The organism is Actinopolymorpha singaporensis (assembly GCF_900104745.1).
GTDB lineage: Bacteria > Actinomycetota > Actinomycetes > Propionibacteriales > Actinopolymorphaceae > Actinopolymorpha > Actinopolymorpha singaporensis.
In genome coordinates this window covers 3,705,876-3,732,537 of record NZ_LT629732.1, presented here as the reverse complement: position 1 = coordinate 3,732,537, position 26,662 = coordinate 3,705,876, and the positions used below count along the sequence as shown (strand labels likewise).

The following is a 26,662-nucleotide window of genomic DNA, read 5'->3' as shown; positions in this document are numbered from 1 at the left end:
AGGGCACCGAGCAGTCCGAACCCGGTGACTTCGGTCGCGCATCGCACAGCCGCTGCCACCGCCGTCTGCGCGGCGGCCCGGTTGAGCGTGGTCATGGTGGGCACCCGCCTCCGGGAAGACCTCGCCGGTCGCCTTGTGCCGGGAGTTCAGGACGCCGATTCCGAGTGGTTTGGTGAGGCTGAGCGGCAGACCCGGCCGACCGGCGTCGTTGCGGACGAAGCCGACGCAGCCTGAACGCAGCCTGAACGCAGCCTGAACGCAGCGAACCAGTCATGCAGGCTCCGCCGTGCGCCAGTAGCCGTTTGCCATGCATTGTCATATTTTCGTACGTACCGGACGACTGCGCATCGTGAGCGTTCTGTCCGCCCGATGTGCTCCAGTTGAGCGGCGGCAGAGATTCAGCTAACTTTCCCTATCGCTTCGGTATGAAAAGTAGGGAAGCTCATGGGACTCAGGGCCAGGACCTTCGTGGTTGGGGCGGCACTGGCCGCCGTTGCACTGGCGGCCAGCGGCTGCGGCAGTGGTGTCGCGTCGTCGGCGAGCAGCAGCTCGGACGGCAAGAAGGTGTCGCTGTCACTGGTCGCCTACTCCACTCCGCAGGCTGCCTACGAGAAGATCATCAAGGCCTTCCAGGCCACGCCCGAGGGTAAGAACGTCACCTTCACCCAGTCCTATGGGGCATCCGGCGACCAGAGCCGCGCAGTGGCGGCGGGCCTGAACGCCGACGTGGTGGCCTTCTCCTTGGAGCCGGACATGACGCGACTCGTCGACGCCGGCCTGGTCGCGAAGAGCTGGAATGCGGGTGCGACAAAGGGCATGGTGACCGACTCCGTGGTCGTGATCGCTACACGAAAGGGCAATCCCAAGCACATCAGAAGCTGGGAGGACCTCACCAGGTCCGGAGTCGAGGTGATCACGCCCAACCCGTTCACCTCCGGCGGTGCCCGGTGGAACGTGATGGCAGGGTACGGCGCGGTGTCGGACAAGGGCGCGGACAAGGCGGCCGGGATCACCTACCTCAAGGGCCTGTTCAAGAACGTGCCGGTGCAGGACGACTCGGCCAGGAAGGCTCTGCAGACGTTTACGTCGGGCAAGGGCGACGCCATGCTGGCCTACGAGAACGAGGCGATCTTCGCCCAGCAGAACGGCCAGGCCATCGACTACACCCTGCCCGACTCGACGATCCTCATCGAGAACCCGGTCGCTGTGACGAGCAAGAGCAAGCACCCGAAGGAAGCCAAAGCGTTCGTCGCCTTCCTTCACTCCAGGCAGGCTCAGCAGATCTTCGTCGAGAACGGTTACCGGCCCGTCGAGCACGGCGTCCCCGGTGCCGACAAGTTCCCAACTCCGTCAGGCCTCTTTACGATCAAGGATCTGGGTGGCTGGCCGACGGTGATGAAGGAGTTCTTCGACACCCAGAACGGCGCGGTCGCGGCTATCGAACGCGACAAGGGCGTGTCGGTGAAGAAGTAGAACCGTGCCGGAGTCGATCCAGGAACTCACGAACAAGCCCCGAGACCCGACCTCGGGTGAGCCGGTGCCGTCGTCCCAGGCCGACGGCACCGGCCGGAACCTTGGGCTCGCGTTTCGTGGCCGGGCTGGTACGGCGCTCGGCCTGGGCACGGCACTGATCTATCTCAGCCTGATCGTTCTCATTCCGCTCGCTGCTGTCGTGTGGCGTTCGGCCGGGCACGGACCCGGCTACTTCTGGCGGTCGGTCACCACTCCTGACTCCTGGGCCGCGCTACAACTCACGGTCGGCGCCTCGGTGATCGTCGCTGTGGTGAACCTGGTGATGGGGACCGTCATCGCCTGGGTACTCGTTCGCGACCAGTTTGCGGGTAAGGGCGTCGTCGACACGTTGATCGATCTGCCGTTCGCGCTGCCCACGATCGTTGCCGGGCTGGTGTTGCTGGCGCTCTACGGCCAGAACAGCCCCCTGGGCATCAACCTCGCCTACAAGCGAACCGGCGTCGTGGCCGCCCTGCTGTTCGTGACGCTGCCGTTCGTCGTACGAACCGTGCAACCGGTCCTGCTCGAACTCGACCAGGAGATGGAACAGGCCGCGGCGTCGTTGGGCGCCGGACGCTGGCTGACCTTCCGTCGGATCATCCTGCCCAACCTGCTACCAGCGATGACTGCAGGCACGGCGCTCGCGTTCACGCGTTCGATGGCGGAGTTCGGCTCGACGGTGCTCATCTCGGGCAACCTGCCGTTCAAGACCCAGGTCGCGGCAGTGAACATCTTCGGCAAGATCGAGAGTGACGATCCCATCGGCGCCGCGGCAGTGTCGACCGTACTGCTGGTCGTCGCCATGCTCGTACTAATCCTCCTCGACCTCGTTCAACGCTGGCGAGCTCGCCGTGGCTAGCGGTGGAGCGACGGGAGTCAGCACGTCCGGGCCGGCCGCCGCGAAGTACTGGCTGCGGACGCTCGCGTTGGTCTACCTGCTCTTTCTCCTGGTTCTGCCGGTCGGCCTGATCGCCTGGCGCACCTTCGGTGGTGGGATCGGCCCGTTCGTCACAGCTTTGACCTCCCCTGAGGCCGTGCACGCATTCCGGGTGACCGTCGTCGTCGCAGCCTGGGCGGTCGGGGCCAACACCGCCTTCGGGGTCGGGGCCTCGCTCCTACTCGTACGTCACGAGTTCCCCGGCAAGAGGCTGCTGGCAGCCCTCATCGAGCTGCCGATGGCCGTGTCACCCGTGGTGGTCGGCCTCGCCCTCACCCTGGTGTACGGCAGATTCACACCGATAGGTGGCTGGCTGGAGTCACGCGGCATCCAGGTGATCTTCTCGATCCCTGGCATGGTGCTCGCGACCGTGTTCGTCTCCCTCCCTCTCGTGGTGAGCGCGGTCGTCCCCGTGCTCGAAGAGCTCGGGGACGAGCAGGAGCAGGCCGCACAGACCCTCGGCGCCGGCTCCTGGCAGACCTTCAGCCGCATCACGCTCCCCGGCATCAGATGGGCACTCGGCTACGGTGTCGTCCTCTGCCTCGCCCGGGCCCTGGGCGAGTACGGCGCGGTCGCAGTCGTGTCGGGCCGCCTCGTCGGTCAGACTCAGACGCTCACGCTCTTCGTCGAGGAGCGGTTCCAGAACTTCGACCAGCCGGCCGCGTTCGCCGCGGCCACCGCTCTCGCGCTGCTCGCGATCGTGACCCTCCTGGTGACCAAACTGCTCAGGCCGAAGGGCGGCAGCTGATGACTATCGAAGTCCGCAACATCAACAAGTCCTTCGGTGACACACCGGTTCTGCGCGATGTCTCCGCAACGGTCGAATCCGGTTCACTCACCGCGCTCCTCGGACCCAGCGGCGGCGGGAAGTCGACCCTGCTCCGCGTGATCGCCGGGCTGGAGCAGCCCGATTCGGGCACAGTACGGATCTCCGGCGTGGACGCGACCCGCGTGGCGCCACAGCGGCGCAACGTGGGGTTCGTCTTCCAGCACTACGCCGCGTTCAAGCACATGACGGTCTTCAACAATGTCGCCTTCGGCCTGCAGGTACGCAAGCGCGGCAAGGATGAGATCCGCCGGCGCGTCACCGAACTCCTCGAACTCGTCCACCTCGAGCAGATGGCCAACCGATACCCCGCGCAGCTGTCCGGAGGGCAGCGGCAGCGGATGGCGCTCGCCCGGGCACTCGCCGTCGAGCCCGAGGTGCTTCTCCTCGACGAACCCTTTGGCGCGCTGGACGCTCAGGTACGCAAGGAACTCCGTGCGTGGCTCCGACGGCTGCACGACGAGGTGCACGTGACGACAGTGTTCGTCACCCACGACCAGGAGGAAGCGATCGAGATCGCCGACTCCATCGTCGTCCTCGCCAACGGAGTGGTCGAACAGGCCGGAAGCCCGCACGACATCTACGACAACCCGGCAAACCCTTTCGTGATGCGGTTCCTCGGCCCCGTCACAGAGATCGACGGCCAGCTGTACCGACCACACGACATCGACCTCTCGATCGAGCCACGGGCCGGCTCCACACCGGCGAGAGTCACCCGCGTGGTGAGGTTGGGCTTCGAGGTCCGGGTGGAGATGCAGATCGGCGAGCAGGAGGCGTGGGCACAGGTGACCCGCGGCCTTGCCGGACGGCTCGACCTCAGACCAGGTAGCACGATCCACATCATGCCGAGCCACGACTCCCGGCTCCGGGTGGAGACCGAGACGTTGCCGTCCGCCACCGCCTGACCATCCGCCGGGCTCGACCCCTCAAACACAGCCGGGCTCGCCAGGCACACCGCCGACCGTCATTCCAGGTTGGGGTCGATGAGCTGCTCCTGCGCTGACCCGTATGCAGGTACGTCCTAGAATCCTCGGGTGATGCTCGTCGACGCCGCCACCGTCCTACCCCACGTCACTCTGCTGCGTCTCGGACCCGGCACCAACCTGAGCACCGAACCTCCCACTCAGGTCGGCGTCCCGGTAACGCTGACGGCCCCCGCAGGGGCCGAGCTGAGCGTGCGGTTCGAGGCCGAGCTCGGGGACGCCGTCGGATACTGGCACCCGAGCCAAGGGTCGATGCGGACGCTGCCCGCCGACTGGGCCGGTAAATTGGTCACCAGTCTGGTCCACTCCGCGCCGATGGGTGCGCTCTACAACGCCGACGGTCAGGTCCTGTTCGGCTGGGCCGCCGATCGGCCGGTCGACGAGCTGACGATCCGGTACGGCGTGTCGGAGGAGCACAAGACCTTCGCCGTCGAGCTCCACGCCGCCGCCGATGAGCAGCGACTTCAGATGGTGTTGACCGCGGCCGGTGGATCCGTGTCGGAGGTTGTCCAGCGGCTGGCAGGCTGGATGTCGGCCCGGATCGACACGCCTGCTCTCTCGGCACCAACGTTGGCGACCGAGCCCGTCTACTCGACCTGGTACACCTTCACCCAGGACATCAGCGCCGAGGTGATCGAGTCCGAGGCGGCTCTGGCGGTGCCCATGGGCTGCCGCACGGTGTTCATCGACGACGGCTGGCAGCGCTTGGCCGTCGGACGCGGCTACCAAGGCTGCGGGGACTGGGTGCCGGACCCCGACAAGTTCCCCGACCTACGGGCCCACGTTCGACGCGTCCGAGCACTCGGTGCCGGTGTCGTGCTCTGGGTGGCTCCGTTACTGCTGGGCACGAACAGCGACGCGTACGCCGATCTGGCCAAGTACGCCACCCAGAGGCGGACGCCGGACGACTGCTTCGTTCTCGACCCGCGGCATCGTGAGGTCCGCGAGCACCTCGCTGAGGTCTGCCTGCGCCTGGTCACCGACTACGAGATCGACGGCCTCAAGATCGACTTCCTGGATACCGCGATGCGCTATCAGGGCACGCCACCGGTCGGCGACATCCACGATGTCGGTGAGGCGATGGCGGCCCTGCTCGGTCTTCTCCGGACCAGGTTGGACCAGGCAGGCCATGGCGACGTTGTCTTCGAGTTCCGCCAGCCGTATGTGAGCCCGGCCATAGCTCGCTTCGGACAGATCCTGCGGGCCAGTGACTGCCCAGCAGATGCGGTGGTCAACCTGCGCTCCACCATCGACTGCCGACTGCTGTCGGTCGGGCAGGTCGTCCACACCGACCCGATGATGTGGAGCCCGAACGGTGGACCGGAGGCAGTGGCGCAGCAGATCTACGCCGGCATGTTCTCCGTACCGCAGATCTCGATGCGGCTCGCCGACCTGCCGGCCGACCAGGCCGAGGCGCTCACCGGTCTGATCGGCTGGTGGCGTGACCTCGCCCCGGTGGTACTGGAAGGCAGCATCGAGGTCACCGGAACCGAACGCGGCTACACCACCGTCCGCGCCGTTCACGACGCACTCGGTCGCGCAGTGGTCGGCGTCTACGCCCCCGTCGTGGTCGACCTCGAAGCCGACCTTCCCAGCGAGGTCACGCTGGTGAACGCCACCCCTGCCTCATCGGTCGTAGTCCGCACCCATACTCGCTCGATCACTGCGGCGGTGCTCCGATCGCCGAGCGCGACCGACGTCGGCGCTGTCAGCCCATCCGCTGCCGACCTCGTGGAGTTGCCCATCGCGCCGTACGGCACTGCAGTCCTGACCCTCAGCTGAGTCGCCGCCGAATCTCCGCCTCAGCTGTCTGCTCCGGCTTCTCCTTCGCAGTTACGCCCTGCAGTGTCAACGTCATCACGGCGCCTACAAAACCTGCAACGCTCAGCCCGGAGCAACAAACCCTCCGCGAGGCCAGCAGAACGGGTGCCGCGAACCGCGGCAGGTGAGGCCACGTCGAGGACGACTCCCAGCGCCCGCGCCCCAGTCGGTGCCCCCAGAGGGAAACTGCTGGTCTGCCCCCGAGCGCAGCCCGGAGGACGTCAGGCCCGCACAGAGCATCAGCTGACGGCGGCTGGCAGATGTCCTCCAAAGAGATCGTTCGCGCAACCGAACGCCGTCGGCGTCAGGGGGGCTCCGGTGGCTTGTGCCCCGGGGTTCGACGCGTCTCGACGAGTTCTATCGCCACATCTCGCAGCTTGGCGTTGGCCTGGGACGACACACGAACAAGCACGTTGAAGGCCTGATCTGCCGTGAACCGATATCGCTCCATCAATATGCCCTGGGCCTGCGCGATCACCGTTCTGGTATCCAAGGCCACGCTCAGTTGATCGATCCTCTGCGCGCCGACGACCGCCACCGCAGCATGCGCTGCCAGCGCCTGACCCTGCTCTATGTCATCCCTGCCGAACGCATTGCGAGAGCGGGCGTAGAGGTTCAAAGCTCCGACGGTATGGGCGTAGGTGAACAGGCGAAGGCACATCATGCTGCGGATTCCGGTTTCCGAGGCGACACGGCTGCCCCACTGAGACCAGCGGGTGTCCGTCGCGAGATCTGGTGCGAGCACCAGCTCTTCCTTGCGGATCGCGTCAAGACACGGCCCCTGGTCCAGCTCGTACTGCAGTTTGTCGACCCTGCGCGCCACGTCGCTGGTGGCGGCCGGGGTATCAATTCGGCCGCCACGGTGCACCAGCGAGATCGCTGCGTCTTCGGCGGCGCCTACCAGGCGCACGGCCAGTCCGACAGCTTTGTCCAAGGTGGCCTGCGCGTCGGTCTCATCCTGCAGCTCTCGGGCTGCGTCCGCGATGTGGCGGGAGAGCGGACCGGTTTCCATCCTTGCCCCAGAAAGGCTTAACCGGCGCCCCCGCCATGCCGGTCGTCCCCCTGGCGCACCCTGAGACGACCGGCCTCCGTCAACGGCTGGGTTCTGCGTTGGCCGCCGGTGTGCCCGCCTCCCCTGGCTGCTCAAGAGAGGGTGAGTTTCCCATAAGTTAATACGCCGGATTCACCTTCACAAGCGCCCACCGCATAGCCCCATCGCGCCCGATGAGGATCGCATCAGACCAGGGGCGGGTAGGCGTCAGACTCCGATCAACAACCCTGGTGCCGGAGATCCGATCCGACCATGGGCGAGATGCACCAGCTCAGACTCCAGCTCGGAGGACCCCCATCTTGGAGTCGTCGGGTTCGCCCCTGACATCCCGCCCTCGTTGGGCAGGAGGTGGGCGGTGTGGGGTGGGTCGCCGATCCGCATCCCTCGTCCGGCTTCCATGGTGACCTGGCGTACGGCGGAGTCGTGGCCGGATCCACGGGTTTGCAGGATGGCGACGGCGCGCTGGATGTTGCCGGCGTGTTCGACGTAGCGGATGTTGATACCTACGTCGGCCAGGCTCGTGCTTTCCAGCGCGATGGCCGGGATGATGGTGGAGGTGAAGCGGCCGGACGGTGCGGATGTTAGCAACGTGGTGATCTCGCGCTCCCGTAGCACCGCGCCAAGGGCTATCACGAAGTCCAGGAGCCCTCGGGGAGACACGATCCGCTCCAGCGCGGCAGTGTGTCGATGACCAGCCGGATTGGCGAGAACTCCTCGATGTTCCTGCGCAGACTCAGAAGGTGGTCCTCCAATGAGGCTGCCTCCGGGTAGACCGAGACCAACCGCAGCAGGTCCGACTCCTCCACCGCCTTCAGATCCAGGCCCCACCCCGCCGCACTGCGTACCAGCCGGTCCCCGACGTCCTCGTCCGGCGGAGAGTCCGGTCCGAACCACCCTCCGCCACCTGTAGTCGGGCACTAATTGCCTGGGCAGATCTGAGCAAAGCCCTGCGGCCTGGCCGGTTTAGCCATAAGGTTGCCCCCTCTGGCACCTCGAACAACCGGGATGCAGCCCGATAGCAGAGCCGGAACCCTCCGCTCAGGGCCTGGACCTCGACCCGTCATGGACGTCTGATGTCCATCCACATCACCTTCCCCCGTGATCATCTCCTGCCGCCGGGTAACTACCTCATCAGCTGTACCGGCAACGAGGAATGGGTCTGCGCCCCAGTTCGCCATGGTGCCGCGCGACTTCGACTCGGCGATGCCGTCGCTGTTGACGTCGTTCGGCGACCTGTCGAGTACAGCGAAGCTGCCGAGCTCCCCCAACAGGCCGATGAGGCCATCAACGCGCTCGACCACGAAGGCGCCACTGCCGCATACCAACTCCGGGCAGCTGCACTGCTGAGCATGTGCTGGATCGTCGGCCGCACCATCGGAATCGACACCGCCGCGTGGCGGCAGGCCGGGGATCTGCCGCGCCTGTGTCTCGAGGCCGTGATAGCGCGCGAACGTCGCCGCGTGCTGCGGGGTGTGTGATGCCTGGCATCTCGATCACGCACTCGGCCAGCCCCGCAACGGCCAGCCCCGCAACTTCGCCCGTGCACTCGAACGCCCCGCGAAGACCACCGTCCACAGCAACTGCGAACCTGCCACCCCGGCAAGCGAAGCGAGTGGCCATGCCAGGCGTGTCCCAAAGCCCACCCTGATCCCACTACACCGTGCGGAGGCAGACCGTGCCCGCACTCACTTGCTTCCGGTGCGGTGAGGTCCGCGACCTCGACACAGTGATCTGTGACGACGGCTTGAGCCTGACTGTCGAAAAGTACCTCGCCCTGGTCAAAGCCGCCGGGCTCGTACCGCTGTGCGAGCGGTGCGCCGAGCAGATAGCACGCTGAGACCCCGCCCCGGGCCGGTGCGGCTGACTCCCCCCAGCCACCGGAACACCGCGCCCGGGGCGGGCCGTACATCCCACCTTCGTGCAGGGGCCGCTCGCTTCGGCGGGTCCACAGGAGAGTGCCGCAGGAACTCGGATCCGCTGCTTTCCTCTTCACGGGCGCAGACGGCTCTGCCCCGGCCGGTAGCAATCGGGTTGTCGAGTGGGTCCACGTCATCGAGGGCGAGTACTAGATCTGGGATGCATCCGGCCGCTGCCTCCAAATGCAAGTAACCGACGACAGCCGTTCGAGGTCACGTGACGGCGGGCCATTCCGCTGTGGCCGTCCCCGAAAGTTGGCGAGAGGCAACCAGGAGATACTCCCCCGATGTGTCGAAGCTGAACCACTGACAACCAGAAAGCTCTGACAATGAGCCCGGCGACGAACGTAGGCGAATGAGGCCAAGACTGAGGCCACGAGGTTGAGGTCTCTCCCGACGACATCTTGCGAGTTATGCCGCCGCGCCCATCCTTTTGTAAATCCACCGCACTGCTCGACTTGGGGTGGTAAGTAGGTGCTGTGACCGCTGGAGGTTAGTTCTCGGCGGTCGCCCAACATCTGTCGCACGGAATTACCCGTCTGGAGCAGATGTGGGGAAGGCAGATGGCGGCAGACGTTTCGGATGTTCGGTGGCCGGGGTGGAGTGGTCGCCCAGATGGAAGATCGCACCTTGGATGAGATGTCCCCAGCGGGAGGCTGATGATGCTTCAGGTTGCCGTGGCCTTCCTTGCGGCGGGAGCTGTGGCGGTCTGCGTGGACCAGCTCTCGAAGGCGGTTGCGGGACGGCTGCTCGCTGGTCGCGACCTGCGCCGGGTTGCTTGGCGGTCTGCCTTGAGGTGGGTGCTCAATCACCGAGGGGCTGTGGTCGCGCTGCCTGTCCGCTGGGCGATCTTGGTCTGGGCTGCAGCGCTCGCGTGTGCGGGGCTGCTGGTCGTGGTGCATTGGTCTTCGCTGGGCATTGGCGGGGCCGTCGGTCTGGGTCTGGTCACGGGTGGCGCGGCCGGAAACCTCGTTGATCGGCTAGTGCTCGGCGCGGTCGTGGACTTCATCGCGTTGCGAGCTCTACTGACCTTCAACTTCGCGGATGCCGCCATGGTCGCCGGCGCAGTCGTGCTGGTGGGGAGCCTCGCATGACGGAGGGGCGGCAGCCGTGTCCAACTTGTCTCTAATCCTGCCACTGCTGGTGCTGGTAGTGGTGCTGTTCCTGGGCTTCGCGGGGTGCGACACCGTATGCGGTCTAGAACCAGTCACGCTCCCGGCGCTGGAGTTCAGCCTTCAGGTGGTCTATCCCCTGACGGTGGTTGGCGACGTCAAGTTCACATTCCTTCGGCCCGGTCACACGACACCTGAGACCAAGACCGCGACGCAGCAAGGGGATCTTTTTGTGTTCTCGTTCGACGAGCGCGAGATCGGTGCCTGGATGGTCAACTGCGCAATGACAGGGAGCGTCAACGGCGTTCCGAAGCCGAAAGTCTCGCCAACGGGGAATTTCATCATGCCCGACTCGGGAAACTGGGTGTACAGGTTCGTGGCCAGCATTTCGTCGCCGGACGACTTCACTTTCCAGGCGCTGGGGCTCTACTCCGATTAGCCGGGGCCGTTGGGGACTTCAAGATCGAGCTTCCCGCCGGGCTCGAGTAGGGGAGGTGCAGACGTGGCCAGTGTCACGGGTGAGTACGACATTGCCACCGAGGTGAGCATCGGGTTGGTCAACTGCGTCCTGGCGGCGATCCACGAGAACGAGAACAAGGCCTACCCGCGGCTGTGTCACAGCCTGACCGTCCGCGTCGACGACACCTACCGGGGAGCAGCAGATCCGATTCCGGAGGCCGAACGGACCGGTGTCCGCACGACCGTCGAGGTCCAACTCTCCACCCCGACCGTCGCACTCCCGGTGGACGCAGTGGCCGACACGTTCTGGTCGCGCAGCCGGGAGCCGGTCAGGAGGGTCGCCCGGGGAGGTCCGCTCAGTCCTTGGGGGCGGCCGACCTGCTGGCCGAGGATCAGCGCCCGACTCCGGCTGAGGGCCTGGTTGCGCGATACGCCTGCGGAGCTACCCGAGTTCCTCCACGGTGACCTGTATCTGACGGCCGGGCTCGTGCGGACCGTCCTGTGGCAATGGCACCCGCTCCCCCCGCGTCGAAGGACATTCCTGGGTCTAGACCACAGCGCCGAATCCGAGGTCCGGTTCGAGCCGGCGGCAGGAACCACGCTGACCGATCAGCAGCGCATCCTGGTGGAGCGGATCGTGCGCAACGCCTTCCACAGCGACAGCGAGCCGGTCAGCGCCGAGCTACAGCTTCCGCCGGAGGTCTATCGGTTCGACTACAAGCTTCAGCCAACGGGCGCGCGCCCGTCGGCGATGCTTTTGTTCACCCTCAGCGACAGGCCCCCCGGCCCGCAGGGCCCGGGCAGTGTCGGCGCGCGGTTCCTCCCCGATGGAGCCGACTTCGCGGTCGCCGTCGGACGGGACTACCTGCTGAGTCTGCTCCACCGCGAGCTGCTCGGCGGGCTCCCACCCGACTACGAGCGCTCGGGGACCTTCTGGAGCATTAGTATCCGCCCGGACTGGAACGGCGCCACATTCGACCTGCAACCCGGGCGGATCCTGTTCTCGGTAGGCGGCGACGGCGGCATCACCTATGGCGTCGGGCCGCTTTCCACAACGGACGACTTCAGTTTCTCGGTTCAGCTGGCAGTGACGCTGCAGGTCGTCGGCGGGCAGGTCCGGCCCGCGCTCGTCGGAGATCCCGAAATCGGGCTGCACGGGGTGTTCGCCTTCGAGTCGCTGATCAATGACGCCGCCCGCAACGCGATCAAGGCGGGCTTCCAGGCCAAGCTGGATCCGCTTCCGGCAGATCTGCGCGACGCGCTCGACATCGGCCGATACCTCAAGACGATGATGAGCGCTCTGCATCCGGCTGACCCCGGTGTCGCGCTGACCGGAGTGCAGATCCGCGCCGACGGGGTCGTCGTTGCCGGTACTGTCGCGTTGGCGCCGTCCCGCCCCGTGACGGTGCGGCGGGCGGACCTCAACAGCCGTGCCGACGCGCTCGAGAGCTGGATCCCGGGCGGGACGATCGACCGGTTCGTGTGGGACGGTCACCACGAGGAGCACAGGTTCGTGACCGAGAAGCCGATCGCGGCGATCCAAAGATGCCTGTCGGTTCAGGGCACCAGGGTCACCCGCGGAGGTGGCCTCGTGCCGGTGGCAGCCGAGGATTGCCCCCTCGTCGTCGCACTCCTCCCTCTTCTGACGGGACCGCCGACCCCGTCCGCGCCGTGCCGCAGGCCCCTGCTTCCGCTGCTGGCGGGCGGGCCGGAGGAAGGGGTCAATGTCGTCGGTCACTACGATCCCTGGGCGTCCGGTCTCGCACCGCGCCAGGGGCCCACCAACCTGCTCGTGCACTTCGCCGAACGGCCATGGGCCGAGGCAGCGCGGACCATTGCCGAAGCGCTGGCCGCCACCAGACTCCGCGACGCCGCGCTCATCGTGCTCGGCGTGGTACGGCCGGGCGGACTCGCACGCGCCGCAGAGGCACCCCTGGGTGGCGATGCGACCGTGCTGCTGACCGAGGACTCCTCGGGCAGCTGGGCCGAAACATTCGGGATCTCCAACCGGTCGACTACCGTGCTCGTCGGGCCCAACGGCTTGGTCCGGTGGCACGACGAGGAGGCGCTCGATCCCGCGAAGCTCGCCAGGGCGCTCGACGAACATCTCGAGCCCGGAGGCAAGGTCGCCTGGTGGCCCCTGCGACTGGCGGTGCCCACAGGCGGTCGAGCGCCGGACGCTCCTCTCCGGCTCGGCGACGGCAGGCAGCTGGCGCTGCGCAGGCTGCGCGGCGGATCGGTGGTGCTCAGCTTCTGGACGTCGTGCTCTGAGCCGAGTGTCGAACAGCTCCGCCAGCTGCGTGATGCGCTCGAGACGGGTCGGGCGGACCGGCCCCACATTTTCGGGATCGGGGACGGAGAAGGCCCGCAGCAGGTTGCCCAGCTCGCTGAGCGTGAGCAGCTTCCCTTCCCGCTCGTCGCCGATCCCGAGCGGAGCATCGCCCGCCGCTATGGCGTCTCCTGCTGGCCGACCACCGTGCAGATCGGTCCCGACCGCAGCGTCGAGGCGACGGACCTCGGACTGGTCCCGGGCGTAAGTCTCTGTGAGCGCCTGACGCTAGGCGACACGGGCCACCTCACCAACGACGTGACCCTGTGACGGCAGAGCTCCCCGAGGCGTCGGTTTCGTCGACGTCCTCATGGCCGCCGGCGCTGGCCGCACCTACCCGGCCGACGCCAGGTGACCCGCATTGCCAGCAAATGCGGCTCGGGAATTGGGGCTGCTTCATACCCAAGAACCTGGCAGGTGACGTCACGGTGCAGGTGTCACCTCCGATGTCGGACGACGCCGACTCGACCCTTGGTGAGGATGTTCAGTTCGAGGGATCGGTGAAGTAGCAAAGGGGCCCACGATTGTCCGGCGGGCACCAGCCATACGCACTACCTGTTCCCTGCTGCGGTGGCGAACGGGTCGGTGCTCGGCCGTTGGCCTGGCTGCTCCGCGGCAGCGCCACCCCGACTACCTGCTGCTCATGGCGGATCAACCCAACCGCCACAGCCAAGACCACTACTACCGCCACAACTGCGGCGTCGAGGAGTCGCCGGTCGGTGCGGGAACTCATGACAATTCCGAGGAGACACACGATCGGAAACGGCCGGTCCAGTCCAGCAGCAGTCCAGCCGATCCGATGTGGTGCGGCCCAGCACAGCAGAAGGTTACGTTTGCTGCAGCTGCGCTGGGTTGTTCGGGCCTAACGAGTCGAGCTACCAGTTACACCCAGCGGCTACTGGCCGAGGCTGGTGGTGACGAGGCCGGTGACTAGGCCGATGGCGGCGCAGACGGCGAGGGTGCGCAGGACTGTCCAGTTACGGCGGAGGAGGAGGTACCCGGCGACCAGAGCGATCGCGAATGCCATGGGTTGGACGCTGGGCAGGACCGGGACTTCGGCGCGGAGTGGGCCCGGCGTGAGTGTTGCGGTGTCGGCGAACAGGGTGTGTAGGGCGAAGAAGACCGCGAGGTTGGCGATGACACCCACCACGGCTGCCGTGATCCCGCTGAGGGCGTGGGTGAGTGCGTGGTTGTTGCGGAGTCGTTCGACATAGGGGGCACCGAGGAAGATGAAGACGAAACAGGGCACGAAGGTGACCCAGGTGGTGAGCAGCGCGGCCACCGTGGCAGCCACCCATGGGTGGAGCGGCCCGGGGTCGCGGTAGGCGCCGACGAAGGCGACGAACTGCACGACCATGATCAATGGCCCGGGGGTGGTCTCGGCCAGGGCGAGGCCTCGGACCATCTCTCCAGGCGCCAGCCAGCCGTACACCTGGACCGCCTGTTGGGCGACGTAGGACAGGACGGCGTACGCGCCGCCGAAGGTGACGAGTGCGGCCCCGGAGAAGAACAGGCTCTGCTCGGTGAAGACGCTGCCGGTTCCGGTGAGGACGACGACCGCCGCTACGGGCACGGCCCAGGCGAGCAGCCCGACGGCGAGCACCTTGACGCTGTGGGCGGTGCTGGGCCGGTCGGTGTGCAACGCGTCGTCGGGGATCAGCGGTTCGGTGCCGTGGTCGTCGCCGTTCGAGCGTGTCGTGGCGGGCATGACGTCTGGTCGCCAGTGGCCCAGCGCCCAGCCGACACCGGCCGCCGACGCGACCACGGCGGGGAACGGCACACCGAACGCGAACAGCGCGACGAAGGCCGTGAGCGCCACAGCCACCAGGCCAGGGCTTCCCAGTGCGCGCCGGCCTACCCTGAGCACGGCCTGAGCGACGATGGCGAGCACCGCGGGAGCCAGCCCGGCGAACAGCGAGGCGACAACCGTGGAGTCGCCGGCGGCGACGTAGACCGCCGACAGTCCGAGAAGGGCGATCATGCCGGGTAGGACGAACAGCACCCCGGCGACCAGCCCACCGCGCAGCCCGTTCAGCAACCAGCCAACATAGATCGCCAACTGCTGCGCCTCCGGGCCGGGCAGCAGCGTGCAGTAGCTCAACGCGTGCAGGAACCGCCGCTGTCCGATCCAGCGCCGCTGCTCCACCAGAGTGCGCTGCATAACAGCGATCTGCCCGGCGGGGCCGCCGAACGTCTGCAACGAGATCGCGAACCACACCTTCACAGCCTGCCGAAACGGCACCACGTCGCCGGTACCTCGCGACCTACCGGCAGTGCCACGAACCAAGTCGGTGTTGGTTTGCTCGTCGGCACTCACGAGGGCTCCCTACCCAGTAGCAGCTCACGACGGAAGTACGCGTAGGCGCCGTCGAACACCGGTCGGATGATCTCGAGAACCTGGTCGTCGTGCTCGACCATGGACAGGCCCCGCAGGGCTAGGTCGAAGCCGACCGCCTCGGGGGCGTCGTACCGTCCGTCGTCGAGGTCGGCCTCGTGGACCAGCGCAGCGAGCCGCCACAGCACAGGGTCGGTGAGCTCGTGCCGGTGAAGCAGGGTCTCGAATGTGCAGTCGTCACCGTGGTGGGAGAGTTCCACGCCTGGGATGTCGAACGGTGTCGCATCGGACGGAACCTCGCTGGGGTCGTCGACGAAGACGAAGGTGGGGGTCGGGGTCGATGTAGCGGCGGATCAGCCACGCGCAGGCGGCACGGTCGATGTGCACTCCCCGCCGAGTCGCCCACTTCACGCTCGCCTCACCGGCTTCCGGACCGCCGACACATTGGTGGCAGCCGACCCTGCGGGCTCGCCGGCGAGCAGTTCGACGGCGGCAACCGCCTCGTCACGCTCGCCTGGTGGAAAGAAGTCCCGACGCCTGATGCGTCGGAGTTCTCCGCGCAGGCGACGCAACACTCGGCTGCGGTCCCTGTCTTCGAGCGTCAACGCCGCATCCGCCTCCCGACGTACCGCCTGGTACTCCTCAGCCCGCGCAGCCGCCATCGACTCCGCCAGCTCGCGATCCTGCGCGTTCGATCCCGGCCGGGCCAGCCAGACACCGGCGCTGCCCGAGGCTTCCCGTACCTCCCCCGCGATCCACTCCAGCTGCTCACGGGTTCGGGCATCGGCGGGCAACGCCACCACCCCGTCCCCCAGCTGCGCGACACCGAGGCGACGCAGCTTGCGCCACACCGCGATCCGCGGAGTGGAAGGTGCCCGCGGCAACCGATAGACGAGCAACACCCAACTCCCAGAGCCGGACTCTGATGCAACCACGGTTACACCAAACCACAGACCTCGCCCCGGTGTCCATACCCTCCCAGACAAATAGGATTAGTAGGCGAAGGGCCGCAGTGCATCTCGATATCTCGTCCTGGACGAAGCTCCTCGGCCTCCCGGCTAGCAGCGACCAGTCGAGAGGCGATGAGGGTGGTAGCGCCGGCCCGCTGGGGGCACATCCAGCCTTGTGTCCCCGGTGCGCGAAGGCAGGTGAGCGGAACTCAGGACGTCCTGGATGACTCCGAGGAACGCCCAGGTCGATCCGACGGTCACCGTCACGGCGACGGTCATCAGGCTCTCAACTACAAAGTCTGTAGTAGTCTCTGGGAACTACCACGACCGTAGTAGCACAAGTCCGGGCAGATGAGTCCGGGAACCGAAGCGGGCAAACGCATGTTCGAACGAGTCATGAGCCTTGCTGCTAGTTCGACTCTGTAGATCACGCCGGCTCCTCCTGGTCGCCGCTCTCAGCGCCCGGGTGTGCCCGCCGATCACCAGCAACCAGATGAGTGAGGGCCGGACATGACGTCCCAGACATCGCCTGCCGAGGGCCCCTCGACACCGGAGGCCGCTTCCGCGCGGGAGGCTGCAGTCAAGGTGAGCGTGATCGTCCCGGTGTACAACCCGGGGCGTTATCTGGAGGACTGCATCGCCTCGCTGCTGGACCAGGACATGCCGGCCGGGGAGTTCGAGGTGATCTTCGTCGACGACGGCAGCACCGACGACAGTCCACGACGCCTGGATGCCCTCGCAGCGACACACCCCCTCATCCAGGTGATCCACCAAGCGAATTCCGGATGGTCCGGCAGGCCACGCAACGTCGGCATCGAGGCGGCGCACGGCGAGTACGTCTTCTTCCTCGACAACGACGACTTGCTCGGCCAGCAGGCGCTGCGCCGCATGTACGCGTTTGCCAAGGCCAACGACTCCGACATCGTTGTCGGCAAGATGGTCGGCAAGGGCCGCGGCGTCCCCCGCGAACTGTTCCGCAAGACCTACCCGGCCGCGACCCTGGCCGACTCGCCGCTCATCGACAGCCTCACTCCACACAAGCTCTTCCGCAGGGCGTTTCTCGACAAGCACGGTCTCCGCTTTCCCGAAGGCCGGCGCCGGCTCGAGGACCATGTCTTCGTGATCGCCGCCTACTTCGCCGCCGACACCATCTCCGTACTCAGCGATTACGTCTGCTACTACCACGTCCGCCGTGACGACGACTCCAATGCCGGGTTCGAGTGCCTCGATCCCAAGAGCTATTTCGGCTTTCTGCGCGAGGCCCTGGACATCGTCGAGGCCAACACCGAACCCGGACCGCTACGCGACCGCCTCTATCGCCGCTGGTATCGGGTGGAGATGCTGGAACGCCTGAGGGGCAAACGCCTGCTCGACACCCCCGCCGGCCAACGCGGCCCCCTCCTGGACGAGGTCCGGCTGGTGGTCGCCGAACGGTTCGGGCCCGGCGTCGCAGCGACGCTTCCCCCCACCTACCGTGTCATCGGCAGCCTCGCCCAAGCCGGCCTCCTGAAGGATCTACTCAGCTTCGCCGACTGGGAGAACAACATCGCCGCCGCGGCCGAGCTCGACGACCTCGGATGGCAGGACGGCGCACTCCAGCTGACGCTGACCGCCGAGCTACGCAACGGTGACAAGCTGCTCACGTTCGCCCACCGCGACGGCCGCGACAGACTCGACGTAATTCCATGCTGTCGCCTGCCGGACAGGCCGCGCTCACCGAAGCAGACCTGGACTGCACATCCCGGCTGCAGAAAAGCAAGGTCGACGTACTCGCCAGGGACCGGGACACCAGGGCCGAATACCTGCTCCCGACCACCTTCAACCGCACCCGCCACCCAGTCGCCGAGCACGGTGCGGTCTTCGGACAAGTGTTCCAGGCGAGGGCCGCCATCGACATCGCCAACGCCGCGAGCGGACGGCCGCTCCCGAAGGGAACCTGGGATCTCTTCGTTCGCATCACCAGCTGTGGCTGGACGAAGGAAACCCGGCTGGGATCGCATCGCTCCGAAGTAGCCACGTTCCACTGTGCCCCGGCCGTACTCTCCAACCCGGACACAGTGGTGACGCCCTACTGGACCGACAAGGGCAACCTCACCCTCGACGTCGGCAACCACACCGACCGCCTCCACAGTGTGCACATCATGCGGGACCTGCCGCAGATCAGCTACGACGACGGCAGCTTGGACCTGCACATCTCCGTCCCGCTCACGGCCGTCGTGCCACAGCCGGCCACCGGCAGCAGCGCCCTGCGGCTGACGCAGAACACGGACGCCGACTCCGCGGTGACCCTCCCCGCGGTACTCACCCCTGCCGAAACGACAGCCGCCGCAGGCACCATCCTGTCGGCCCGCCATCACGGTGAGCTTGATCCAGGACGCTGGTCGGTGGAGGTCCGCCTCACCGCCAACACCGCCTTCGTACGGCTCCCGGCCACGATCACCACGACGCCCGACGGCACACCAGCCGTCGAAGCCCTGTCGCTGCCGACACGGCGCACTCCCGGCGCGAAGGGCAGCGCTCCGGATGGCGACGTGTGGAAGCGACCGGTCCGGACTGGACGTCGACTCGCGGGCCGCATTCGTCGCTGGGCCAGGAGCAGCGCCGGGCACTAGGTGCACATCACCGTTGCTCGAGTCGGTGGGGAACCTTGCAGGTACCGGTCTCCGCCCGCATCGAGCAGCCGCTCTGTCTGATGGGCCTAGTACGACACACTGTCCCGCTCATTTGTGGTGCCGACGAGACTTCGCTGAGCCCGCGTCAGGGCCGGTGAGCCGAGAGAGGGAACTGGATGAACCTTCTGGATCCGCACAGCCTGCTGGCCAGTCTGGGCGCGCTGGGTGTCTTCCTGGTTCTGTTCGCCGAAACCGGGCTGCTGGTCGCGTTCTTCCTGCCGGGCGATTCCCTGTTGTTCACCGCCGGTCTGCTGTGTGCCACGGCCTCGACTTCGGCAGTTCATCTCTCGCTGACCACGGTGCTCCCCGCCGCGGTTGCGGGAGCCCTGCTAGGAGCCCAGACCGGGTTCTGGATCGGCGGCACGGTCGGCCCCAGGCTGCTGGATCGACCTGACCGCCCAAGGTTGGGGCAGGCGATCGAACGAGCGCGCCAGGCCCTGGACCGGTACGGGACGGGTAAAGCACTGGTGCTGGCACGGTTCATCCCGCTGGTGCGCACGGTGATGAACCCGCTCGCAGGGACCGTCGGTGTCTCCACCCGTACCTTCACCGCCTGGCAGGTGCTGGGTGGCACCGTGTGGACGGTCGGCGTCACCGTGGCGGGCTATCTGCTTGGCTCCTCGGTCCCGAACGTAGACCACTACCTGCTCCCGATCGTCGCGGTCATCGTGATCCTCTCCCTGGTATCGGTACTGCTCGAGATCCGCCGATCGCGCCGGCCCACGGCCGCACGGTCGCACTCCGCCGACGGCACCGGGAGGTGAGCCGATCCCGGCACCGTCGACAACACGCAGCCTGCTGGAGCCGCGCAGCCCGCTCAAGAAGCTGTCGACAGTCTCGGAGCCGAGGAGGCGCTGTCGTGAGGGCGTCCGTCCGCACGGATCGGAGTCAAGCTATGAACGGCCGCGGCCTGTTGCATGAGTGGCTCACCCCGGATGTCGTCCAGCGCGGGACGTCCTGGGTGGCGGCAACGCGTGCCTTGGCCGCCGTGCAGGATGCGTGTCTGTTCCCTGGTTGGGTGCGGATGTAGGCGGCCTTGGCGATCTCGAACTGGTGGTCGGTGTCCTTGGCGGTCTCCGCGGATGCGGCGAGGGCGACGACAGTAAGCGCGGCGACCGCCAGTGCCAGCCCCCGCCGACGCCTGGGTGGCTCACCCAGAAGCGCCCGGGCACGGTCGGAGACCGCTGACGCGGCGGCGGCCAGCGCAACGCCCGGCAGTGAGCCGGAACGCGCAAGTCCCGCACGGGCCAGTGCCCGCGCCGCCAGCCGGCGGTCGCAAACTTCTTCGGCGGCGTCCTCGTCTGCCCACCGCTCGATCGCAGCACGGACGGCAGTCGCCAATGGACGCAGCAGTGGGTTGGCAGCGGCTGACAGTTCGACAACCTGGACATAGAGGTGATGCCGATGGCGTAGATGTGAGGCCTCGTGCGCGAGGAGGACCCGGCGCTCACCCGCGGGCAGTGCACGCAGCATGGCGGTGGAGACGACGACCCGGCCGCTGAGGCCGGATGGCAGGGTGTAGGCGTCGGGTCGTTCGTCTTGAACAACCACGAGCCCGTCCGCCGCGGGACCCAGCTGCCGGCACGTGATGGCGGCCACGGCGAGGTCGCGCCCGGCGATGAAGAGGCGCCGGATCGCGGCCGCGAGCAACGCAACCACGATGACTCCCGCCGCCACACCAATCGCCGTCGGTATCCGATCGCCTGTCCCGAGCTTCGCGACCGACCAGTGCCCCAAAGCGGCGACGAACGGAATACGGGCCAACACGACGAACGCCACGACGGCCAGGACGAAGCCCGTCGACAGCGCCGTTACCAATGCTGCCGCGGTCAACAGCCGAACCGCCGTAGGCGGCGGCAACCACCGCCCGAGCGAGGCGCCGGTGAGCCAGAGCAGGACACTGACGACCAGAGGGAGGTAGGCGGCGTAATCCACGTCAGCCCTTGCGTTCGTCTCGTGACGTCGGGGCCAACAGGGCGGCGAGCACCTGAGCGTCCTCGGGTGAGAGGTCTTCGACGAACCGCGCCAGCACACCAGCATGGTTGCCCCCACTGTCGAGGACACGACGCATCCGGTGCGCCGCCATCGCCTCGTCGACCTGCCCGGGGTCGGCTGCGAGCGTGTAGACGTAGGCACGACCGTCCAGTTGCCGCGACAGCAGTCCCTTGGCGTGCAGCCTCCCCAGCGTGGTCATGACCGTCGTGTACGCCAAACCACCGCCGAGATCGGCGAGAACCTCGTTAGCGGACAACGCCCTGTCGGCCGCAGCCAGACACGCCAGCACCTCCCGCTCCAGTCCGCCGCGGGGACGCATCTGCGATCCCGCCACTCACGCCTCCAGTCATCGGCCGAACTACCCACCCAGAATGTACTACTAACTTGGTAGTACTATCCTCACGGTCAAAGGACCATGGTGCCCGAGCTTTCCTCTCCACACCAGGGAGCCGCCAGCACCAAGATCACATCAAGGAAGCTCCGGGCAAGGATTGGCCCACTTGATGCGAACGAAGGTTTGTTGTCGCTTGTATCGAAGACCCTGCGGTACGTCCTGCGTGCACCCAGCACGATCATGAGACCGCGAACGTCGATACTTAGGGCGACTCACTCAGGTCCCTCCGCCGGCCCGCCCCCCGTCGGGCCGGCGGAGGCTCGTCATACCACCGCCATGCGCCGCGTGAACCGGGCGAGCGCCACTTCGGCGACGAGGCAGCCGATGAAGTGGTGGTGCCCTCGCCCTGCGTGCGTCAATGGCGCGTTGATCCAGATCCGGGACTTTGATGAAGGATCGCGATCCGGGCGGGGAGTTGGTCGGCCTCGTCCAGGTGCTGCGTCGTGAGCAGCACCGCCCTACACCGGTCGGCCAGCTGCGAACCAGCAGGTTTACTGAAACCGCCTCCCCGGCGGCTGGTTCGTTGGCCGCTCAGCCGACGTGGACGTGTGGGCGACGGGAGGGGTCGGGTTCGGCCTCGCGGAGGACCTCGCGGGTGACGGGGGCGACCTCACCGACCCCGAAGAGGAAGAAGCGGAGGAAGTGCGTGACCGGGTTGCCCTCGGTCCACTCGAAGTGGATGTGGGGTCGGGTACCGGTCTGGTCTCGGATGTGGAGGACGAGCGCGGCAAGGGCGTTGGGGACGGTGGAGCTTTCCATCCTCAGCACTCGGTAGCGGTTGTGGAGGACCTCGCCGCGGACGCGTAGTTCGGACTCGAAATCCGATGGGTCGCCGACGACGACCTCGGCGAAGATGAGGTCGTCCTCGTCGGGCAGATCGTGGTCCTCGCGCATCTGGCGAATCTTGTCTCGGTACTCCGCCGGGTCCCGGGCGTCGGGCTCGTTGGCGATAAGCCGCATCCGCCGGCGGGCGCAGTCACGGACGAACCGCTTTGCGGTCTCGTCAAATACGACGTCGGTCACCCGCAACTCGAACGCGCGCAGGAACCGGGACAGGAACGACACCACGATGATCGCGGCAATGAAGCACGCCCCGATCTTCACCCCGTCGGGACGTTCGACGACGTTGGCCAATGTGGTGTAGACGAACACCGCGGCGATGATCCCGAACGCGACTGTCCAACCGTGTTCGCGTGCCCGCCGGGCGGCGATCATCACCGCCACAGCTGCCGATGTGATCAGCACGAGCACGCCCGTCGCGTAGGCGCCGCCCTGGGCCGTCACGTCCGCGTCGAAGATCCAGGTAATCAGAAACGCCACGCCAGTGAGGACGAGCACCGTAGGCCGCGTGGCCCGCGCCCAGTGCGGGGCCATGCCGTACCGCGGTAAGTAGCGCGGTAGCAGGTTCAGCAGGCCGGCCATCGCCGACGCGCCCGCGAACCACAAGATGGCCACCGTCGACAGGTCGTAGACCGAGCCGAACACGCTGCCGAGGTGTTCGTGGGCGAGGTAGGCAAGCGCCCTCCCGTTGGCGGGCTGGCCGGGCTGAAAGTCCTTGGCGGGAATTAGCAGGGTGGTGACGATACTGCTGGTTACGAGGAAGGCGCTCATGATCAGCGCCGCAGTGGTCAGCAGCTTCTTCGTTCCCCTGATCCTTCCGTGGGGCTGTTCCTCGGTGTCGTCCCGATCACCCTTGATGTGCGGCATGACCGCCACTCCGGTCTCGAACCCGGACAGCCCGAGCGCCAGCTTCGGGAACACCACCAGCGCCACGGCCACCATCATCAGCGGATCGGTGTGCTGCGAGGTGAGCGCCCGGCCCCAGTCGAGCACGACGTGCGGGCTGGTGACCACCTCCCACAGCCCGGCCACCACCACAACGACGTTCAGCAGCAAGTAGGTGGCCACCAGCACCACCGCGACCCCGATCGCCTCACGAAAGCCTTTGAGGAACACAGCACCCAGAATCACCAGGAAAACCAGGGTAATGGCCACCTCGTGCCCGTGCAGAGCCTGTGGCACGTGCGGGTTCTCCACCACGTGCGCCGTCGCGTCCGCCGCGGACAGCGTCATCGTGATCACGAAGTCCGTGGCCGCGAATCCAAGCAGGACCAGGACGAAGAGCTTGCCCCGCCAAAACGGCAGGAGCTGTTCCAGCATCGCAATCGAACCCATGCCGTGTGGGCTCTCCCTGGCCACCCTGCGATACACCGGCAGGGCACCGGCGAGGGTGACAAGCACCAGGACCAGCGTGGCCAACGGGGACAACAGTCCCGCGGCGAGAGCAGCAATGGCAGGCTGGTAACCGAGCGTGGAGAAATAGTCCAACCCGGTCAGGCACATCACCTGCCACCACGAGTTCGTGGAATGCGCGGCCGCCGGCTCCGGATGCGGAGCCAACCGCCTGCTCTTGTGCGGCAAACCCTCCAACAACCAACGGCGGAAACGCTGCGAAGCCGGACGGTCACTCAACTCGCTCGCACTGCCCACCACGAACTCCAGTCACGCCTCTCCCGAGGCGAAGGCACCGGCAACCGACCGGCCACCCTATGAGACTCACCTGGAGTCATGGGAGTCGCCCCGAAGGTCGACCACCGGTTCCCGTCTGGCCACGACGCTGGGTCACGCAGTGAGCGGTCGCGTGTCAGGCGAGCCGACACTGAAGCCTCAGCAGGCGCAGTACCCCAAGGTTCGGGACGGGGTACGAAGCGCGTCCACCTGTGCTCACCTAACTCGAGCGAACCGGATGTAGGAGGAGCGGGGCCTGCTTGTCCGGGCGGGCACGACCATCCCGCGCCTGCTCAGGTAGCGGCTGACCGTGGCCGACGGTACCTGCACACTGTGGCGGTGACGCAGATGCCAGCAGATCGTGGCCGGCGCCGTCCGCACGTCCGCCCACGCGGTGTCCGTGTAAGCCACGGGTGTCGAAGCCAACTTGCAAGGCACGCCGACACGCCCACCGGTTACGTGACGACGTTGTGCCTCTGCTCCACGGCCTGGGCAAAGCGGCCGCCGGTCCCTGCTCGGCCAGCTCGACAGAACGGAAAAGGCACACGTGGCGTACTCGAGCTTGACCGATAGCGCTTCGGAGGCCCGAACTCCCTCAGCCGACGTCGTCATGCGAAGGTCCGAATACCACGGCACGAACCTGGCGGCTGGTCTCGTCCAGATCCTCGATCGCTTCGCCCACCCGTTGCCGCGCCTCCAGATCGGCCTGTAGATCGAGGGCGCTCTTGAGGCGGAGGCTGATACCGAACATGTGTTGGAGCACGTGGTCGTGGAGGTCGCGGCTGATCCGCTGACGGTCTTGTAGGAGGAGGAGTTCCTCATGGTCGTTCTGTGTTCGGACTCGTTGCAGAGCCAGCGAGGCCAGGTCGGCGAAGGTCTGCACCTGCTCCACCTCGCCGGCTGCGATGTTCTCGTGGGGCGACCCGCGCCGCCAAGCGGCGAACAGAACGCCCAGCATCTGGCCGTCGGCAATCAGCGGAATGAGCATGCCCAACCCCACCACGGACAGCGCGGCCTGCCACTCGGAAGGGGGCAGGTGACCCTCCAGGCGGGCGTAGTCGGCACTGACGACGCGCCGGCCCGATTCGATGACCGAGGCCACGAGGCCTTGCCTCGGAATGTTCAGGTCGGACGGTACACCCGGTATGCCCACCCCCTCGAACACGACGGTATGGACGCTGTCGGTGTCAGACGGATCGACGAGGAGGATGCCACCGAAGTCGGCGCCGGAGATCCCGCGCAGTTGACTGACCACCAGGCGCATCGCCTCGTCGCGGTCGACCTCGCGAAGCAGCAGACTGGCAAGTCTTGAGGTGGCCTCGACCCACAACTCGTGACGTGTCCGCTCATGTTGCACCCGTACCTGCTGCAGCGCAAGTGCCGCCTGGTCGGCGAAGATCTGTACATTCTGGGCTTCGCGGGCGGCCATGCTTTCCTCCGGCGAACCCTTCCGCCAACCGACGACGAGAGTGCCCAGCACCTGTTCTGATGCGGTCAGCGGCATGAACATGGCAAGCCCGAGGACGCCCAGGCGTTCCTGCCACTCCACGGGCGGATTGTAGCGTTTGTCCTGCGTGACGTCATTGGTGACGACGGGACGCCCGGATTCAATCACCGAAGCCGCGATGCCCGGCCGGTGAATTCGAACCGCGGAGCCCTCCAGGCCGAGGCCGTCAACCGCGTTGTAGGCGAACTCAGAACAGTCCTCCGGAGTACACAGGACGACTGAACTGAACTCCGCACCGGAGATTTCGCGTACGCGCCGGGTGACCAGCCCCATCGCCTCGAACAGGTCGACCTCACCCAGCAGCATGGTCGTCAGCTCGGACGCGCCTTTCAGCCACCGTTCTCGTCGGCGCTGTTGCCGGCGAAGTCGAGAAATCTCGACGGCCCTGGCCGCGGAGGTAGCGAACTCGGCGGCCAATTCCTCATCCTGGTCGGTAAAGTCGGCGTCACCAGCCTTGTTCAGCAGACACAGCCACCCGTATGACTCAGCCAGCAGACGGACCGGCACAGCCAGCAAGCTCGCGATCTGGGGATTCGGTGGACGTTCCGTAAGCGCGTCTCCGCGTGCAGGAATTCGCACGACTTGCTGCGACTTCGGCGTCAAGTCAAGACATTCCTTCACCGAAGGCCAGGCGACGTCAGGTCCACATGGTACGTCATGGTCACAGGTGAGGAATTCAGCGACATTCCAGTCCGATTCGGCCAGCGCCAGCGCGGCGTGGCCGGCCCCGGCAATACGGCAAGCGGACCGGAGCAGCTCCTCCAGTTCCCGCCTCAGCTCCAGCTCCACATCCGCCACGTGATCAACCAGATTCCTAATCGGCGATGGAAGGGGCAGGCACCGCCCGGGCCGCCGTGCTGCTCATGAACCATCGTAGACCGCCGAGTTCAGTACTCCCCTTCCATGCCTGCCGACGAGCCCGACGCTCAACCCGCCACCACACGAACCCCGGGGCGACCCGGCCGTGCGCCGCGCCGTCGCAGAGCGTCCGATACAGCCGCACGTCCTCGGCGGCTCTGTCGGCGGGCGATCGTCGCGAAGCGCCAGTCGCCGAGTTGCCTCCACGCGCCATGACGATCCGGGAATTTGCGTGTACGCAGCGGTGATCACAGGACGCGTCTTCGACATCGACCGACACTCAACGGCCGCCAATTCGCATGTCCTGAGACACGCCTTCCGATGTCCTGAAACACAACACTGCCCCGCTACCACAGAAGGCCCGGACCATCTGGTCCGGGCCTTCACTTTGCTATATGAGGTTTGACCTGCGGTTTTGTGCTGTAGCCGGCCCTGCTAGCGCAACGGTCGAGCGGCGCCAGCAGTGGTGCGTCAGGTTTGCGGCGACCGACCGGGAC

At 66.7% G+C, this 26,662-nt stretch carries 21 protein-coding genes and 3 pseudogenes; 14 read left to right on the top strand and 10 right to left on the bottom strand.

Annotated features, from left to right (window positions below):
• Positions 1-444: 444 nt before the first annotated feature.
• The 5 genes from BLU27_RS16925 to BLU27_RS16905 all read left to right on the top strand — a co-directional run bounded on the left by BLU27_RS16925 (position 445) and on the right by BLU27_RS16905 (position 6,040).
• The gene (locus tag BLU27_RS16925; RefSeq protein ID WP_092654656.1) at positions 445-1,473 is read left to right on the top strand and encodes a sulfate ABC transporter substrate-binding protein; all 1,029 of its coding nucleotides are present in this window, start codon (positions 445-447) and stop codon (positions 1,471-1,473) included.
• Positions 1,474-1,477: 4 nt separating this feature from the next.
• The gene (gene cysT / locus BLU27_RS16920) at positions 1,478-2,371 is read left to right on the top strand and encodes a sulfate ABC transporter permease subunit CysT (RefSeq protein ID WP_241827477.1); all 894 of its coding nucleotides are present in this window, start codon (positions 1,478-1,480) and stop codon (positions 2,369-2,371) included.
• A complete protein-coding gene (locus tag BLU27_RS16915; RefSeq protein ID WP_092654655.1) occupies positions 2,364-3,197 on the top strand; it encodes a sulfate ABC transporter permease subunit in 834 nt (277 codons plus the stop codon). The genes cysT and BLU27_RS16915 overlap by 8 nt, the downstream gene beginning before the upstream one ends.
• Positions 3,197-4,180: a sulfate/molybdate ABC transporter ATP-binding protein gene (locus BLU27_RS16910; protein ID WP_092654654.1), complete on the top strand. Its 984-nt coding sequence runs from the start codon at positions 3,197-3,199 to the stop codon at positions 4,178-4,180. The genes BLU27_RS16915 and BLU27_RS16910 overlap by 1 nt, the downstream gene beginning before the upstream one ends.
• Positions 4,181-4,312: 132 nt before the next feature.
• The gene (locus tag BLU27_RS16905; RefSeq protein ID WP_092654653.1) at positions 4,313-6,040 is read left to right on the top strand and encodes a glycoside hydrolase family 36 protein; all 1,728 of its coding nucleotides are present in this window, start codon (positions 4,313-4,315) and stop codon (positions 6,038-6,040) included.
• 343 nt (positions 6,041-6,383) lie between these two features.
• On the opposite strand, the gene BLU27_RS16900 is transcribed toward BLU27_RS16905, so the two are convergent.
• Positions 6,384-7,091: a GAF and ANTAR domain-containing protein gene (locus BLU27_RS16900; RefSeq protein ID WP_092654652.1), complete on the bottom strand. Its 708-nt coding sequence runs from the start codon at positions 7,089-7,091 to the stop codon at positions 6,384-6,386.
• Positions 7,092-7,337: 246 nt separating this feature from the next.
• Positions 7,338-7,790, bottom strand: coding sequence for an RAD55 family ATPase (locus tag BLU27_RS16895; RefSeq protein WP_157728598.1), 453 nt, complete (start codon positions 7,788-7,790; stop codon positions 7,338-7,340).
• A gap of 413 nt (positions 7,791-8,203) precedes the next feature.
• Here BLU27_RS16895 and BLU27_RS16890 point away from each other — a divergent pair, with 413 nt between their 5' ends.
• From BLU27_RS16890 to BLU27_RS16875, 5 genes are all read left to right on the top strand, one after another.
• Entirely contained in the window at positions 8,204-8,608 is a 405-nt protein-coding gene (locus tag BLU27_RS16890) for a hypothetical protein (RefSeq protein WP_092654650.1), read from the top strand.
• A gap of 197 nt (positions 8,609-8,805) precedes the next feature.
• The gene (locus tag BLU27_RS29135) at positions 8,806-8,967 is read left to right on the top strand and encodes a hypothetical protein (RefSeq protein WP_157728597.1); all 162 of its coding nucleotides are present in this window, start codon (positions 8,806-8,808) and stop codon (positions 8,965-8,967) included.
• 738 nt (positions 8,968-9,705) lie between these two features.
• Positions 9,706-10,140, top strand: a complete 435-nt coding sequence (locus tag BLU27_RS16885) for a signal peptidase II (protein ID WP_092654649.1) — start codon at positions 9,706-9,708, stop codon at positions 10,138-10,140.
• A 16-nt stretch (positions 10,141-10,156) separates the two neighbouring features.
• Complete coding sequence (locus tag BLU27_RS16880; protein ID WP_092654648.1) at positions 10,157-10,597, top strand: hypothetical protein; 441 nt, start codon at positions 10,157-10,159, stop codon at positions 10,595-10,597.
• 102 nt (positions 10,598-10,699) lie between these two features.
• Complete coding sequence (locus tag BLU27_RS16875; protein ID WP_157728595.1) at positions 10,700-13,216, top strand: TlpA disulfide reductase family protein; 2,517 nt, start codon at positions 10,700-10,702, stop codon at positions 13,214-13,216.
• 625 nt (positions 13,217-13,841) lie between these two features.
• Here the strand turns inward: BLU27_RS16875 and chrA are convergent.
• The 4 genes and pseudogenes from chrA to BLU27_RS16860 form a co-directional block, all read right to left on the bottom strand.
• Entirely contained in the window at positions 13,842-15,164 is a 1,323-nt protein-coding gene (chrA, locus tag BLU27_RS16870; protein ID WP_241827476.1) for a chromate efflux transporter, read from the bottom strand.
• Between the two features lie 95 nt (positions 15,165-15,259).
• A pseudogene (locus BLU27_RS16865) lies at positions 15,260-15,556 on the bottom strand (chromate resistance protein ChrB domain-containing protein); the annotation flags it as partial.
• The gene (locus BLU27_RS30910) at positions 15,519-15,668 is read right to left on the bottom strand and encodes a chromate resistance protein ChrB domain-containing protein (RefSeq protein ID WP_277869311.1); all 150 of its coding nucleotides are present in this window, start codon (positions 15,666-15,668) and stop codon (positions 15,519-15,521) included. The gene BLU27_RS30910 and the pseudogene BLU27_RS16865, both read right to left, overlap by 38 nt.
• Before the next feature lie 20 nt (positions 15,669-15,688).
• On the bottom strand, positions 15,689-16,183 hold the full coding sequence (locus tag BLU27_RS16860; RefSeq protein WP_092654646.1) for a Chromate resistance protein ChrB: 495 nt from the start codon (positions 16,181-16,183) through the stop codon (positions 15,689-15,691).
• Positions 16,184-16,741: 558 nt separating this feature from the next.
• Here BLU27_RS16860 and BLU27_RS31285 point away from each other — a divergent pair.
• The 4 genes and pseudogenes from BLU27_RS31285 to BLU27_RS16845 form a co-directional block, all read left to right on the top strand.
• Positions 16,742-17,701 (top strand): annotated as a pseudogene (locus tag BLU27_RS31285) (glycosyltransferase family 2 protein); the annotation flags it as partial.
• A gap of 215 nt (positions 17,702-17,916) precedes the next feature.
• Positions 17,917-18,270 (top strand): annotated as a pseudogene (locus tag BLU27_RS31280) (glycosyltransferase family 2 protein); the annotation flags it as partial.
• 21 nt (positions 18,271-18,291) lie between these two features.
• On the top strand, positions 18,292-18,843 hold the full coding sequence (locus tag BLU27_RS16850) for a hypothetical protein (protein WP_157728594.1): 552 nt from the start codon (positions 18,292-18,294) through the stop codon (positions 18,841-18,843).
• 176 nt (positions 18,844-19,019) lie between these two features.
• Complete coding sequence (locus BLU27_RS16845; protein WP_092654643.1) at positions 19,020-19,667, top strand: DedA family protein; 648 nt, start codon at positions 19,020-19,022, stop codon at positions 19,665-19,667.
• A 124-nt stretch (positions 19,668-19,791) separates the two neighbouring features.
• Here BLU27_RS16845 and BLU27_RS16840 read toward each other — a convergent pair whose 3' ends face one another.
• From BLU27_RS16840 to BLU27_RS16825, 4 genes are all read right to left on the bottom strand, one after another.
• A complete protein-coding gene (locus BLU27_RS16840) occupies positions 19,792-20,838 on the bottom strand; it encodes a M56 family metallopeptidase (RefSeq protein WP_197681466.1) in 1,047 nt (348 codons plus the stop codon).
• A gap of 1 nt (position 20,839) precedes the next feature.
• Positions 20,840-21,232 (bottom strand): BlaI/MecI/CopY family transcriptional regulator, encoded by a 393-nt coding sequence (locus BLU27_RS16835; RefSeq protein ID WP_197681465.1) that lies wholly within the window; start codon positions 21,230-21,232, stop codon positions 20,840-20,842.
• A 591-nt stretch (positions 21,233-21,823) separates the two neighbouring features.
• Positions 21,824-23,692, bottom strand: a complete 1,869-nt coding sequence (locus tag BLU27_RS16830; protein WP_338417571.1) for an APC family permease — start codon at positions 23,690-23,692, stop codon at positions 21,824-21,826.
• A 703-nt stretch (positions 23,693-24,395) separates the two neighbouring features.
• The gene (locus BLU27_RS16825; RefSeq protein WP_092654639.1) at positions 24,396-26,105 is read right to left on the bottom strand and encodes a GAF domain-containing protein; all 1,710 of its coding nucleotides are present in this window, start codon (positions 26,103-26,105) and stop codon (positions 24,396-24,398) included.
• Positions 26,106-26,662 lie beyond the last annotated feature (557 nt).

What these genes read in the sequence shown, in the direction of transcription:
- BLU27_RS16925 (WP_092654656.1), top strand. Translation starts at nt 445, where the DNA reads ATGGGACTCAGGGCCAGGACCTTCGTGGTTGGGGCGGCACTGGCCGCC.
- BLU27_RS16910 (WP_092654654.1), top strand. Translation starts at nt 3,197, where the DNA reads ATGACTATCGAAGTCCGCAACATCAACAAGTCCTTCGGTGACACACCG.
- BLU27_RS16905 (WP_092654653.1), top strand. Translation starts at nt 4,313, where the DNA reads ATGCTCGTCGACGCCGCCACCGTCCTACCCCACGTCACTCTGCTGCGT.
- BLU27_RS16900 (WP_092654652.1), bottom strand. Translation starts at nt 7,091, where the DNA reads ATGGAAACCGGTCCGCTCTCCCGCCACATCGCGGACGCAGCCCGAGAG.
- BLU27_RS16890 (WP_092654650.1), top strand. Translation starts at nt 8,204, where the DNA reads ATGTCCATCCACATCACCTTCCCCCGTGATCATCTCCTGCCGCCGGGT.
- BLU27_RS16885 (WP_092654649.1), top strand. Translation starts at nt 9,706, where the DNA reads ATGATGCTTCAGGTTGCCGTGGCCTTCCTTGCGGCGGGAGCTGTGGCG.
- BLU27_RS16845 (WP_092654643.1), top strand. Translation starts at nt 19,020, where the DNA reads ATGAACCTTCTGGATCCGCACAGCCTGCTGGCCAGTCTGGGCGCGCTG.